Origin of the sequence: Hymenobacter sp. H14-R3 (assembly GCF_030063445.1) — a bacterium.
GTDB lineage: Bacteria > Bacteroidota > Bacteroidia > Cytophagales > Hymenobacteraceae > Hymenobacter.
Genome location: NZ_JASITD010000018.1, coordinates 21,915 through 35,530, shown reverse-complemented (window position 1 = coordinate 35,530; position 13,616 = coordinate 21,915). Strand labels below are relative to the sequence as shown.

Annotated in this window: 10 protein-coding genes; 3 read left to right on the top strand and 7 right to left on the bottom strand. The window is 63.6% G+C overall.

Annotated elements, in window-relative coordinates; genetic code table 11:
• Positions 1–17: 17 nt before the first annotated feature.
• From QMK33_RS16020 to QMK33_RS16005, 4 genes are all read right to left on the bottom strand, one after another.
• Positions 18–2,165, bottom strand: a complete 2,148-nt coding sequence (locus tag QMK33_RS16020) for a glycoside hydrolase family 97 protein (RefSeq protein WP_283565624.1) — start codon at positions 2,163–2,165, stop codon at positions 18–20.
• A 93-nt stretch (positions 2,166–2,258) separates the two neighbouring features.
• Positions 2,259–3,086 carry a hypothetical protein gene (locus tag QMK33_RS16015; protein WP_283565623.1) on the bottom strand — a complete coding sequence of 276 codons (828 nt, stop codon included), beginning with the start codon at positions 3,084–3,086 and terminating at the stop codon, positions 2,259–2,261.
• Positions 3,087–3,098: 12 nt separating this feature from the next.
• Entirely contained in the window at positions 3,099–3,578 is a 480-nt protein-coding gene (locus QMK33_RS16010) for an acyl-CoA thioesterase (RefSeq protein ID WP_283565688.1), read from the bottom strand.
• Between the two features lie 212 nt (positions 3,579–3,790).
• On the bottom strand, positions 3,791–4,486 hold the full coding sequence (locus QMK33_RS16005) for a protein-L-isoaspartate(D-aspartate) O-methyltransferase (RefSeq protein ID WP_283565622.1): 696 nt from the start codon (positions 4,484–4,486) through the stop codon (positions 3,791–3,793).
• A 206-nt stretch (positions 4,487–4,692) separates the two neighbouring features.
• Here QMK33_RS16005 and QMK33_RS16000 point away from each other — a divergent pair, with 206 nt between their 5' ends.
• Positions 4,693–6,078, top strand: a complete 1,386-nt coding sequence (locus QMK33_RS16000) for a sugar transferase (protein WP_283565621.1) — start codon at positions 4,693–4,695, stop codon at positions 6,076–6,078.
• Between the two features lie 280 nt (positions 6,079–6,358).
• Positions 6,359–6,976, top strand: coding sequence for a riboflavin synthase (locus QMK33_RS15995; RefSeq protein ID WP_283565620.1), 618 nt, complete (start codon positions 6,359–6,361; stop codon positions 6,974–6,976).
• 85 nt (positions 6,977–7,061) lie between these two features.
• Here the strand turns inward: QMK33_RS15995 and QMK33_RS15990 are convergent, their stop codons facing one another.
• Positions 7,062–7,658: a phosphatase PAP2 family protein gene (locus QMK33_RS15990; RefSeq protein ID WP_283565619.1), complete on the bottom strand. Its 597-nt coding sequence runs from the start codon at positions 7,656–7,658 to the stop codon at positions 7,062–7,064.
• A gap of 39 nt (positions 7,659–7,697) precedes the next feature.
• On the bottom strand, positions 7,698–8,600 hold the full coding sequence (hemF, locus tag QMK33_RS15985; RefSeq protein ID WP_283565618.1) for an oxygen-dependent coproporphyrinogen oxidase: 903 nt from the start codon (positions 8,598–8,600) through the stop codon (positions 7,698–7,700).
• Positions 8,601–8,819: 219 nt separating this feature from the next.
• Here hemF and QMK33_RS15980 point away from each other — a divergent pair, with 219 nt between their 5' ends.
• Positions 8,820–10,988 carry a thiamine pyrophosphate-dependent enzyme gene (locus QMK33_RS15980; RefSeq protein ID WP_283565617.1) on the top strand — a complete coding sequence of 723 codons (2,169 nt, stop codon included), beginning with the start codon at positions 8,820–8,822 and terminating at the stop codon, positions 10,986–10,988.
• Between the two features lie 117 nt (positions 10,989–11,105).
• Here the strand turns inward: QMK33_RS15980 and QMK33_RS15975 are convergent, their stop codons facing one another.
• On the bottom strand, positions 11,106–13,595 hold the full coding sequence (locus QMK33_RS15975; RefSeq protein WP_283565616.1) for an Ig-like domain-containing protein: 2,490 nt from the start codon (positions 13,593–13,595) through the stop codon (positions 11,106–11,108).
• Between the last annotated feature and the right edge of the window lie 21 nt (positions 13,596–13,616).

The window sequence follows — 13,616 nt, the reverse complement described above, 5'->3', positions numbered from 1 at the left end:
TCGTTAGTGGCTGATTACTAGCGCGCAGCGTTTCCCTCGTGGATGCTGATGGCGTAGCCGCCGCCGGGGGCGCAGTACTGCGTAAGCTTCGATTTACTGGTCACTTTCACGGTGCGGATGGCGTAAGCCTGCGGGTTTTTCTCGTAGTGGGCATCCTTCCCATCGGCATAGATGGTGGCCGTGTACTGCTTGCCCGGGTCGAGAAAGCTCAGGCTGATGGCTGAGGTGCGGCCCTGCTCATCGCAGGTGCTGCCCACAAACCAGTTGCTCTTGCCCTTGGCCTTGCGGGCGATGGTGATGTAGTCGCCGGGCTCGGCTTCGAGTACTTTGGAGTCGTCCCAATCCACGGCCACGTCTTCGATAAACTGGAAGGCGTCTAGAAACTTGTTGTAGGTTTCGGGCAGGTCGGCTGCCATTTGCAGCGGCGAGTACATCGTCACGTACAGGGCCAGCTGGCGGGCCAAGGTGCTGTGCACAAAGGACTTATTGCTGGGATTGTAGGCGCTTATTTTCGTTTGGAAAATGCCGGGCGTGTAGTCCATCGGCCCGCCGATGAGGCGGGTGAAGGGCAGAATGGTGGTGTGGTCCACGTTGTTGCCACCGAAGGCCTCGTACTCGGTGCCGCGGGCCGACTCGTTGCCGATGAGGTTGGGGTAAGTGCGGGCCAGGCCGGTGGGGCGCACGGCCTCGTGGGCATTCACCATTATTTTGTACTTGGCCGCCTCCGTAATAGTGTAGAGGTAGTGGTTGTTAATCCACTGGTCGTAATGGTGTTCGCCGCGCGGCAAAATGTCGCCCACGTAGCCGCTTTTCACGGCGCTGTAGCCGTTGTCGGCCATGAACTTGTAGGCCTTATCGAGGTGGCGCTCGTAGTTGCGCACCGAGCCGCTGGTTTCGTGGTGCATGATGATTTTGATGCCCTTGCCGGCCGCGTAGCGGTGCAGCTCCTGCACGTCGAAGTCGGGGTAGGGCGTCACGAAATCAAACACGTAGTCCTTGCTTTTGCCAAACCAGTCTTCCCAGCCCGTGTTCCAGCCCTCCACCAGCACGGCGTCGAGGTGGTGCTGGGCCGCGAAGTCGATGTACTCCTTCACGTGGGCCGTGTTGGCGGCGTGCGTGCCGTTGGGCTTGAGCTTAGCGTAGTTGGTTGAGTCGAGCTTGATGTTGCCGCCATCGGTGTAGGCCCAGGTGCTTTTGCCGGTAATCATCTCCCACCACACGCCCACGTACTTAGTAGGCTTAATCCAGGAAACGTCTTGGTATTTAGTGGGTTCGTTGAGGTTAAGCACCAGCTTCGAATCCAGAATGTCGCCGGCCCGGTCGCTCACGATAACGGTGCGCCAGGGCGAGAGGCAGGGCGTTTGGAGGTAGCCTTTGTTGCCCTGGGCGTCGGGCGTGAGGTGCGCTTCGAGCACCATGTTCTTATCATCCAGCTCCAGCGATAGGGTCGAATAGTCAATCAGCGCCGCCTCGTGCAGGTTGATATACAGCCCATCGGCACTCTTGAGCATGAGGGGCGTTTGCAGGCCTGTGGGCGAAAACGTGGTTTGCGAGGCGTTGGGCGTCACGGCCGTTTTCATCAGGCCGCGCACCTCCGACAGCTTCGAGGTGGTGGTGCTGTACTCCTGGGTGTCATAGTCGCCGGGCAGCCAGAAAGCCTTGTGGTCGCCGGCCAGGGCAAACTGCGTGCGCTCCTCCTTCACCACGAAGTAGGCCAGCTCGGGCTGCTTGGGGAAGTCGTAGCGAAAGCCCAGCCCGTCGTTGAATACCCGAAAGTGCACCAGCATGGTGCGCTTGGTGGCCGCCTGCGTGAGCGTGACGGTCAGCTCGTTGTAGTGGTTGCGAATGGTTTTGACCTCACCCCACACCGGCTGCCAGCTTTGGTCGAACGTCGTTTTTTTGGCCTCAGCCACGGCAAAGCCGCTGGTCAGGCCCGGCCCCTGCTTAAGGTCGAGGCCCAGCTTGCTGGTTTTGATAACCGGCCGGCCCTTGTAGGTGAGGCTGTAGGTGGGTACGCCCCCGGCTTGCAGCGCAAAGGTGAGCGTGAGCTGGTTATTGGGCGATTTAATCTCCTCGGCCTGGGCGCGCAGGCCCAGCAAGGAGAGGCAAAGTAGCGCCAGCGTCAGGGGAGCGGGCCGCCAGCGGGGGTGGAAGGATAATGTCATTGGTTGTAAAAGACAATAAATTGGTAATGAGTAAGATGCAATGTGCATTGGGGCTACTGCTGGCGCTGCCTCGGCTGCGTAAGCAGCAGGCGGCTAGCCCAAAAACATGCGCTGCAACCCGACCCACAGGCGCTTTTTGAGGCTCACGTCGTACTCAATCATTGCTACCTCGGCTCCGGCCAGGTAGGAGAGGCCCACCGCTGGAAACTGCACCGGCTCGTAAATCTGGGTGGTGCGCACGGCCACGTCGAGCAGGTTTTTGCCGAAGGCCAGAATGTGGGTGGCGGCAATTTCCTTGCGCAAGTTTTGCAAGGCCACCGGGTAGTTGCCTTCCACATTTACCAGCACCACATCGGCCATTACTAACTGAATGGCTTGCAGTAACTTATTGAGAAAAACGTTGCGCGGCAGCTTCTGGAACTGCTCGGGCGACAGGCGCACCAGCAGCACCACACCCCGCGCATTGCTACCCAGCGTGGCAAACGTGGTGAGCAGGTAAGGCGCCACGGGCGGGTCGGTAGCTGGGCCGGGACCTTTGATGGCTGCCGGGGCTGTTGGGGCTGCCAGTTGCGGCATCGGTGCCGCCATCACGGGCGGCGCTACCGGCTCCGGCTTGGCCATTGGCGCCACTACCGGGCTCGCTGGCACCGTGGCCAGTGAGGGCAATTTGCCGGATAGGGCCGGCAGGCTGGGTAGGCTGGGTATGACTGGGGGAGGCGTTGCCGGGAGCAGGGCAGCGGTCACTGGGGCCGCAATTGCGGCTGCTGGCGCGGGTAGCGCGGCGGCCACGGTCGGTAGCGCTGCTACTTCTGCGGCTTCTGCCACGGCAGGCTCGCCAGCTTCTTGGGGCATGTAGAGCGTGACGCCGGTATAGAAGTTTTGCAGGAAGGCCAGGGTGCCGCTTTGCTCGTCCTCAGTCATGTATGCGATGGGTTAGGCTAGTTCAAACATAGCTTTTAGCTCGTTGGCATCGCCGGGCTTCATGCGGCCGGCGAGCACCAGACGCAGCTGGCGGCGGCGCAGGGCCCCGTCATAAAGTGCGATTTCTTCGGCGGTTTCGGGCATGGCCTCGGGCACGTCGATGGGGCGGCCCGACTGGTCGACGGCCACGAAGGTGAAGAACGCCTCGTTGGTTTTGAGCTTGGTGCCGCTGGGGATGTCCTCGGCCCACACGTCGATGTGCACCTCCATGCTGGAGGAGAAGGCCCGCGTAACCTGGGCCTCCAGCGTGACCACGTTGCCCAGCCGGATGGGGTCGCGGAACGATACGTTATCGACCGATGCCGTAACCACGATGCGGTTGGAGTGCTTTTGGGCGGCAATGGCAGCGGCAATGTCCATGAGGTGCATCATGCGGCCACCCATCAGATTGTTGAGGGTATTGGTGTCGTTGGGGAGCACCAGCTCGGTCATAATAACGAACGAGTCGGAGACGGGGCGTTGCTTGCGCACAGCGGGTTGAATTTAGAATGAAGAATTAGGAAGAAAGAATGAATTGGATGGGAAGGTGCGCAAAGGTACGGCCGAGGGCAGTGGAGCAAAACGCTTGCGTTTAGAAGAAGAAATCCAGCTTGAGCGGGGGTTGCCCTGCTAGTTCTTTACGTCAAATTCCGTAGTCACAGCTCCTAAGTTGCCCAGCCGGCCGCGCCGCGCAGGGGCACAAAGCGGCAGTCGCCAAACTCTTCGCGCAGGTACGACTCGGGTCCTTCGCGCGTGATGCGCAGCAACTGTTGCTGGCCGGGGTCGGCGGCACCCACCGGCACCACCAGCCGCCCGCCAATGCGCAGCTGCCGCAGCAGAGCCGGCGGCAGGCCCGGCGCGCCGGCCGTAACCAGGATGCCGTCAAACGGCGCGTGGCCCGGCAGGCCCAGTGAGCCATCGCCCAGGTGCAGGCCCGCCGTAGGCAGACCCAGCGCCGCCAGCCGCTGCCGGCCGCGCTCAAACAGTACCGGGTTGAATTCTATACTCTGCACGCTGTCAGAAAGTTGGCATAGCACAGCGAATTGATAGCCTGAACCAGTGCCCACCTCCAGCAGCCGCTGGCCGGGCCGAATACCCAGCAGCTCGGTTTGGTAGGCCACGGTGCTGGGCTGCGAAATCGTTTGGCCCTCGCCAATGGGAAAGGCTTTGTCGTGGTAGGCGTGGGCCTCGAAGGTGGGCTCAAAAAACAAGTGGCGCGGCACGGCGTTGATGGCCGCCAGCACGTGTTCGTCGCGAATGTTGCGCCGCTCGCGCAGCAGCGTGACGAGGGCCCGGCGCTGGCCCCGGTGACGGTATGAATCGGGTAGTAGTTGAATAAGGGAAAGCAGCTTAGTGAACAAAAAACGGGGCCAGCGGGCGAGCGCAAGCTGAGCCTGGTGGCCCGCAACAGCCTGAGGCAGTAGCCAAAGAGCTGCCAACTGAACGATAGGGCGAATGAAAAACCCGCAAAGCCACGTAAAAGGCCTATTTTTGCGGCGTCCGCTGCAAAATTACACCCCATCTGGCCCGCCCCTTGTCGCTTCGTCGAATTCAGTATTTTAAGCTTGTGGCGGCCGACTTTAGTGCGGCGTTGCTGGCCTGGGTCGTCTTTTTTCTGCTGCGCAAGCACCTGCTGAGTGAGCTGGTGGGCTACCGCTTCACCGAGGATGCGCTGGTATACCTGGCGGGGGCGGCGGTGCTGGTGGCGCTGTTCTGGACCACGCTCTACGCCTTGCTGGGTGAGTACCGCGATATTTTTCGCAAGTCGCGCCTGAGTGAGATTATCCGCTTGGCGCGGGTGTCACTGCTGGGAACGGTCGTTATTTTTTTCGCGCTGCTGCTCGACGACCAGGGGGTGAGCGACTACCGCGCTTACTATAAGACGTTTGGGGCCTATTACCTGCTGCATTTTGCCATCACGGCCGTGCTGCGCACCTGGGCCGTGAGCAGCGTGCAGCGGCTGGTGCGGCGGGGCGACATCTCATTTCCAGTCTTGCTGGTGGGGTCCAACCAACTGGCCCTGAGTACCTACACCGATTTGCAGCACACCGGGCGGCACCTGGGTCTGCGGCTGGTGGGCTTCACGCCGATGGGCACTACCGTGGTGGCCGAGCTGGCCCAGGCGCTGCCCGCGGTTGGCTCGTACCAGCAACTGCCCGAGCTGATTCACAGCCTCGGTATCGAGCAGGTTATCATTGCCATCGAGCCGAGCGAACACCGTCGGATTCAGGAAATTCTGAACCTGCTGGAGGGCTCGGCGGTGCGCATCAGCGTGCTGCCCGACCTGTACCAGATGCTGCTAGGGTCGGTGAAGGTTAACCACGTATTTGGCACGCCGCTTATCGAAATCAAGCAGGATTTGCTGCCCGTGTGGCAGCAGGTGCTCAAGCGCATGCTCGATGTGGGGGGCTCCAGCCTGTTTCTGCTGCTGGCCTGGCCGGTGTACCTGTTCACGGCGCTCATGGTGCGCTCGTCGTCGCCGGGGCCGATATTTTACCGGCAGCCGCGCATTGGCCGGCACGGCGTGCCGTTCGACATCATCAAGTTTCGTTCGATGTACGTTGATTCGGAGCAGCACGGCCCGCGCCTCAGCTCCGACCACGACCCGCGCATTACCAAGTGGGGCCGCTTTATGCGCCGGGTGCGGCTCGATGAGTTCCCGCAGTTCTGGAACGTAATTAAGGGCGATATGAGCCTGGTGGGGCCGCGCCCCGAGCGCCAGTTCTTCATCGACCAGATTGTTAAAATCGCGCCCCACTACCGCCACCTGCACCGCGTGCGCCCCGGCCTCACCAGCCTGGGTCAGGTAAAATACGGCTACGCCGAAACCGTGGCTCAGATGGTCGAGCGCCTGAAATTCGACATCCTCTACATCGAAAACATGAGCCTGGCCATGGACTTCCGGGTGCTGCTCTACACCCTCAAAATTATCCTGGAAGGCCGCGGCAAATAACCGCAGATTCAAACGGATTTAACGGATTTCGCAGATACGCCGCTGCGCGGCTGGCTACGCGAGGTGGGTAGGTAGGTGGGGGCGCCGCGGCGCGGCTTGATGGCCATGTGGCAGCGTGAAGGCACTGGCTTGCACTGATAACTTTGGCACCGGCTACCGGGTTTGGTACAGAAAAACGGCTAAATAGCCGCGCAGCGGTGCCCCCACCTACCCACCTCGCGTAGCCAGCCGCGCAGCGGCGTATCTGCGAAATCCGTTAAATCCGTTTGAATCTGCGGTTATGTTTACAGGAATAATTGAAGCCGTCGGTACCGTTGTTGGTATTGCGAGCGAAGGTACCAACCGCCATTTTACCATTCAATCGCCCTTCGCGAGCGAGCTGAAAGTAGACCAAAGCGTGGCCCACGATGGCGTATGCCTCACCGTAGTGGCCCTCGACGTAGCCGCGGGCACCCACGTAGTTACGGCCATTGATGAAACGCTGCGCAAAACCAACCTGGGCCAGTGGCAGCCCGGCCGCCACCTCAACCTGGAGCGCTGCCTGGCCGCGGGCGGGCGCTTCGACGGCCACATTGTGCAGGGCCACGTCGATGCCACCGCCGAGTGCCTGCGCGTGCAGGACCAGGATGGCTCCTGGCTGTTCCGGTTCCGGCACGAGGCCGGCCCGCAGCGCCTCACCGTGGAGAAGGGCTCCATCACCATCAACGGCGTGAGCCTCACCTGTTTTGAGAGCACGGCGACCGAGTTTTCGGTGGCCATTATCCCCTACACCTACGAGCACACGGGCTTCCACCAGCTGCAAGCCGGCGACCGCGTAAATCTGGAGTTTGATATCGTGGGCAAGTACGTGGCCAAGCTACTGGCCAGCCAGGGGCTTATCGCCAGCGCGGAGGCTTAACTTATTGGTAGCATGCTGCTTGTAAATAAAAGGAGTTGCCACCTAAAAGACAAAAAGGCCGCCGACCCAGCGGCCTTTTTGTCTTTTAGGTGGTAGCCTGCGGCCAGTAGTGCGTTGCCCAGCGCCGAAAAGCCCAGCCCGCGCCCGCGCCCAGCGCGGCGCCCACCAGCCAGCCAGCCAGCACGTCGAGGGGGTAGTGGGCCGCCAGGTACACGCGGCTGTAGGAAATGACGCCGGCCCACGCAAACACGCCCGCTTTAAGCCAGCGAAAGCGGCTGGCGGGTAGCGTAAACAGCAGAAAGACAGCTAGCCCCATGGCATTAGCGGCGTGCGACGACATGAAGCCGTAGGCCCCGCCGCAACCATCGGGTAGGTAGAGCTGGGCGGCCAGGTCGGCGGCGTGGCAGGGGCGCGCCCGGGCCGCCCAGGGCTTGAAAACGCGGCTCGTGATGCTGTCGGCCAGTGCTACCGTGGCGGCCAGTAGCGGCAGCAGCAGCAGCGCCTGGCGGCGAAAATGGTAGATGAGCCACCCCAGCAGCACCGCATAAAATGGAAACCAGACCTTAATCTGGGAGGCAAACGTCATCACCGCATCCAGGGCCGGCGTGCGGGCGTGGTTGATAGCCAGCAGCAGCCGGTGGTCGAGGGTAGTAAGCTGGTGCAGAATAGCGGGTAGGGGCATGAAAATACGTCTGTCATTGCGAGGAGGAACGACAATTAGCTACACCCACTCCACGCCCTTGCGCAGCCAGGCCAGGGTGGTGGCCTCGGGCGAGCCGGGGGCGGGCGGGGCGGGGTTGTAGCTCCAGCCGCAGCGGGGGGGCAGGCTCATGAGGATGCTCTCGGTGCGGCCGCCGGTTTCGAGGCCGAAGCGGGTACCGCGGTCGAAGGCCAGGTTGAACTCGGCGTAGCGGTTGCGGCGCAGGGTTTGCCAGGCTTCCTCGCGCTCGCCGAAGGGCAAGGCATGGTTTTCGGCCATCAGCTCGGTGAAGAAGGGGCCAAAAACCTCGGCCACGGCCTGCACGAACGCAAATAACTCTTCCACCGTGCCGTCCTGGCCCACGGTGAGGCGGTCGAAGAAAATACCGCCCACGCCGCGCGTTTCCTGGCGGTGGGGCAGGTAGAAGTAGTCGTCGGCCCAGCGCGTGAACTTGGCGTAGTAGGCCGGGTTGTGGGCATCGCAGGCCGCCTGGAGGCGCTGGTGAAAGCGCCGGGCCTGCGCCTCATCCACGTAAATGGGCGTGAGGTCGATGCCGCCGCCAAACCACGCCTCGCCGTTGCCGGCCTCGAAGTAGCGCACGTTCATGTGGATGATGGGCACCCGTGGGCTGCGCGGGTGCAGCACCACGCTCACGCCGGTGGCAAAAAAATGCGGGTCGGGCATGTGCAGCTGCCGGGCGGCGGCGGCGCTCATTTCGCCCTCCACGGCCGAAAAGCCCACGCCGCCCTTCTCCAAAATGGCCCCGCCCTCAAACACCCGCGAGTGCCCGCCGCCGCCGCCGGGCCGCTGCCAGTCGTCTTGCCCAAAGCGCACGGCGCTGCCGTCGGCGGCTTCGAGCTGGGCGCAAAGGCGGGTTTGAAAATCCTGGAGCCAGGCAGTGATATCGGTGCGAGTGAGGGACATAGCTAGGTAAGAATCGGTTGTCATTGCGCGCCACGCAGGGGCGCGCGGTAATCTTTCCTACTCGTTGAGGGTAGTAATCCAAGCGGTGAAGGAAAGATTGCCGCGCTCCACTTCGTTGCGCGCGCAAGGACAACCGTTTTTAAAACCCCCTGGATTTCCGGCAAAGGTCGGGCCGGGGCGTAATTTTACCATCCCCACTGGCCCTACCTACTCCTGAATATGTTTGTTGATTCTCCTGTCGCGCCTGGCGTGGCGGCCCCGGCCGTGCCCGCTACGGCCCTGCTCACCCGTGCCTACCTGCTCATGCACACGGCCGCCGAAATGGCCGCCCTCTACGAAGCGCACAAAACCGTAGCCGCCCGCTACGTGCACGCTACCGCCCGCGGCCACGAGGCCGTGCAGCTGGCCGCGGCCGCGCTGCTGTGGCCCAGCGACTACGCCACGCCCTACTACCGCGACGATGCCTTGCTGCTGGGCATGGGCCTGCGCCCCTACGAGCTGATGCTGCAATTGCTGGCCAAGCGCGATGACCCCTTCAGTGGCGGCCGCACGTACTACAGCCACCCCAGCCTGTACCGGCCCGGGTTCCCCATTATTCCGCACCAAAGCTCGGCCACGGGCATGCAGGCCATTCCGGCCACGGGCATGGCCCACGCCATCAGCTACCTCGAAAGCCAGGGCCTGGGGCTGCTGTCGCCCGACCCGCGCGATTTTTACGAGTCGGGCCAGCCGTTGCCGGGGCTCAGCGGGCTGGCTTCGGCGGCGCCGGCTAAGCCGCTGGTGCTCTGCTCTATCGGTGATGGTGCCATGACGGAGGGTGAGGTAAGCGAGGCGCTGCAAATGGCCATTTTGCACCAGCTGCCCATCGTGTACCTGGTGCAGGACAACGACTGGGGCATCTCGGCCACGGGCCGCGAAATGCGGGCCATGGACGCCTACGACTTTGCCGCCGGCTTCCCCGGCCTGCACCGCGTGCGGGTCGATGGGGCCGATTTTGAATCCTCGTACAGTGGTCTGAGTGAGGCGTTTGCGCACGTGCGCGAGCGGCGCGGGCCCGCCCTGGTGCACGCCAAGTGCCCGCTGCTGGGCCACCACACGAGTGGGGTACGGCGGGAGTGGTACCGCGGCGACGACCTCACCGCGCACCAGCAAAACGACCCGCTGCCCCGCCTGCACCAGCGCCTGCTGGCCGCCGGCGCCACCGAGGCCGCGCTGGCCCAGCTGGTTGCCCAGGCCCGCGCCACCGTGGCCGCCGACTGGGCCGCCGCCCAGGCCGCGCCCGACCCCGACCCCGCTACCTTCGCCGACCACGAGTTTGCGCCCCCCGCCGTGCTGGCCGAGGCCGGCGAGCGCGCCCCCGCCGGGGCCGACAAAGTGCTGATGGTGGATGCCGCCCTGCACGCCGTAGACGATATTTTGCGCGAGTTTCCGGAGGCCCTGTTCTATGGCCAGGACGTGGGCGGCGAGCTGGGCGGCGTGTTCCGCGAGGCGGCGCTGCTGGCCAAAAAATACGGCGATAAGCGGGTGTTTAATACGCCCATTCAGGAGGCCTACATTGTGGGCAGCACGGCCGGCATGGCGGCCGTGGGCGCACGGCCCATCGTCGAGATTCAGTTTGCCGATTATATCTGGCCGGCCCTCAACCAGTTAGTGGAGGAGCTGTCGAAATCGTGCTACCTCAGCATGGGCAAGTTTCCAGTGCCGGCGCTCATTCGGGTGCCGGTGGGGGCCTATGGCGGGGGCGGGCCCTACCACTCAGGCTCCATCGAGAGCACGCTGCTCACCATCCGGGGCATTAAGGTGGTGTACCCCAGCAATGCCGCCGATATGAAGGGCCTGCTGCGCGCCGCTTTCCTGGACCCTAATCCGGTTATTATGCTGGAGCACAAGGGGTTGTACTGGAGCAAGGTGCCTGGCACGGAGGAGGCCAAAACCACCGAGCCGGCCGCCGGCTACGTCATCCCCTTGGGCCAGGCCGCCGTGGCCCAGGCCGCCGATGCCGACAAGCTGGCCGGCGGTGAAACCTGCGTGGTCGTCACCTACGGCATGGGCGTGCACTGGGCCCGGGCCGCCAGCCGCAATTACCCCGGCCGCGTCGAAATCCTCGACCTGCGCACCCTCAATCCCCTCGATTGGGACGCCGTGCAGGCCGCCGTGCGCCGCCACGGCAAAGCCCTGGTCCTCACCGAAGAGCCGTTGCTCAACTCCTTTGCCGAGAGCCTGGCCGGGCGCATCCAGCGCCACTGTTTCCGCCAGCTCGACGCGCCCGTGTTCACCCTCGGCGCGGCCAACCTGCCCGCCATTCCGCTCAATGTGGAGCTGGAAAAGCAAATGCTGCCCAGCGCCGCCAAGGTGGCCGTAGCATTGGGCGACCTGCTTGGTTATTAAAATGTTGCAAGTCAAATAATTAACCAAAAAAAGGAGCCTCGGTGCGTGCGCACCGGGGCTCCTTTTTGATTGGGGGGTTGGCGGAGGGGCAAAGGCAGAGGCATTGCCCGGCCAGGGCTACTCCTGGTGCAGCAGGCGCAGCGTTTGGCCCGCTACGCGCAGTAGGCTCACGCCCAGCGGTAACGCCCGCAGGCTGAGGCTGTGGGCCTGGCCGCCGGCCAGCGAATAGGTGGCTAGCAGCCGGCCCGCCAGGTCGTAGACCGCAACGGCGCAGGGGCCGGCGGGCAGGGCCGTGAGGTCGAGGGTAGCGGCCGCGCCGGCGGGGTTGGGGTAGAGGGCTACCGTGGCCAGGCCCGCGCCAGCCAGCCGCACTACGCGCACCGGCGAGTAGCTTGCTGTGCCGTCGGTATCGACTTGGCGCAGGCGGTAGTAGAGCAGGCTGCCCGCGTGGGCGGCCTCGGCATCAACAAAGCTGTAAGCGGCCCCGAGCGCGCGGTTGCCGTGCCCAGCCACCGTGCTCAGGCTGGTAAAGCTGCCGGCGGCCGTGGCGCGCTCTACGCCAAAATAGGCGTTGTTGACCTCGCTGGCGGTGGTCCAGGCGAGTTGCGCGGTGCTGCCGGCGGCCGTGGCTACAAAGCTGCTCAGCACCACCGGCAAAGGCGTGGCGTTGCTGAAGTTAACTATCGTGGGGGCGGGCGTGTCGGCGTTGGGCGAGCTGGGCAGGGTAGCCCCCGTAGTAGAGCGGTCGGTGGCCAGTACCTGGTCGGGCGATACGAGGGAGCCGTCGCTCAGCTGCTGGTAGCCGCTGTTGGGGGTGGCGCTGGCGGTGCTGGCGTAGGCCGTGTTCTGGGCCTGGCTGGGCACGCTGCCGGCCGGATACGTGACGCGGGCCGTGAAGGTGAGCACGGCCGTTTGGCCGGCTTGCAGCGACTGGGTGCCCGGTAGCAGGCCCGTATTGCCCTGCTGGCCGGTGAAAACCGCGTTGGTGGCCACGGCGGCTCCCGCAATGGTAGCCGCAGGCCCCGCCACAATAGTTACGCTGGCCGCCCCCGGAAACGTAACGTTGGTGTTGCCGGCACTGGCCGAAAATAGAAAGTCATTAACCTGAATGTTAGGGTCTTCGGCACTGCTGGTATTGCGCAGTTGCATGCTGAACGGCACGTCGAATACCGTGGCGCTACGCTTGTTAACAGCGCCGGCCGCCTTCACCACGTCGAGCTTCTGGGCCGGGAAGGCGCAGCTGGCGCCGTCGCCCTGGCTGGCCGTGTTGGCCGTGCCTACCAGCGTACTCTGGCCCGTGGTGAGGTCGTAGATGAAAAACTCGCCCTGGTTGCTGGCCCCATAGAGCGTGCCGCTGGCATCGAAAAAGATGGACCCCATGTCGCCGCCTGTGGTGCCGGTGCTCAGGGCCAATACGGGCTTTTTGGCGTCGGCGCTGGCTAGGTCAATGCGGTAGAGGCTGCTGGGGTAGCGCGAGGCATAGAGATAGCCCGTGGTGGGGTCGAAGGCGATGTCGCCGCAGTTGGCCGCGCTCGCCAGCGGCACGCTCGCCGCCGTAAACGTCTTCAGGTCAGCTCGGTAGAGGGTACTGGTGTTGTTGTTAGCCAGGTAGTAGTTGCCTTGGTTGTCGGCCGTGGCCGAGTTGAAGGCCTGGGCCGGTAAGCCCGGCATCAGGCCCAGGTTCACGGCCCCATTCTGGCTGAACTGGTACACTTGGCCCACGTTGATGATGCCGGGCGCACTGGTGTTGATACCCACGGCGTAGAGGTAGCCATCCTGGCCGCTCAGCGCCAAGCTGTTGAGCCGTACGCCGGTGTCGTAGAGCAGCGTAGCGGTGTAGTTGACCGTGCCACCCGTGGTGTTGCGCACCAGCCGAAACAGCTGGGCCGTGGCACCCACTTGGCTAATCTGGTAAAACTCGCCGCTGCACGCAAACGGCAGCCCGCCCACCCGCAGCTGGATGGTGCCCACGTTGCTGCTCGCCGCCGGGCTGCCCGCGCTCGAAACAGTGTAGGTTACGTCGGGCACGCTGCCCGTAAAGCCCGCGGTGGGCGCAAAGGTGACGTTGCCGGCCCCGTCGCTTTGCAGGGTGCCTGCGGCCAGCACCAGCTGGGCCTGCACGCCGGGCTGGGCCAAGTCGAGGTCGAGGGTTAGAAAGTCGAAGCCCGTGCTCGATACGTCGTTGGTGGTGGGCTGAAACGTGCGGGGGGTTTGGTAGGTTACCAGCACAAAATCGTTGCTGGTTATGGGCCCCACCGTTACCGTGATGGTGGCCCGGTTGGAGGCTACCCCCGCGGCATCACGCACAAAATACGTGGTGCTACTGGTGCCCGAAAACGTGGCAAGGGGCGTAAAGGTGACGTTGCCCAGGTCATCGACCGTGAAGGTGCCCTGCCCGCCCACGGTGCGCGTGGTGAGGCGCGCGGCGGTGGTACTGGTGGTAAAATCGACCGTGGCCGCTACCGGCGCACCAGTGTCGTTGGCCGTAACGGAAAAGGTAGCGGCCGTTTTGCCCGGCGTGCTGGCCGCATCGGAGTTGGCCACCGGGGCTGCGCGGGCCAATAGCCAGCTACCGGACAAGAGAAAAGTGAATAGCAGATTTTTCATTTAGCAGAAAAAGGGGGAAAC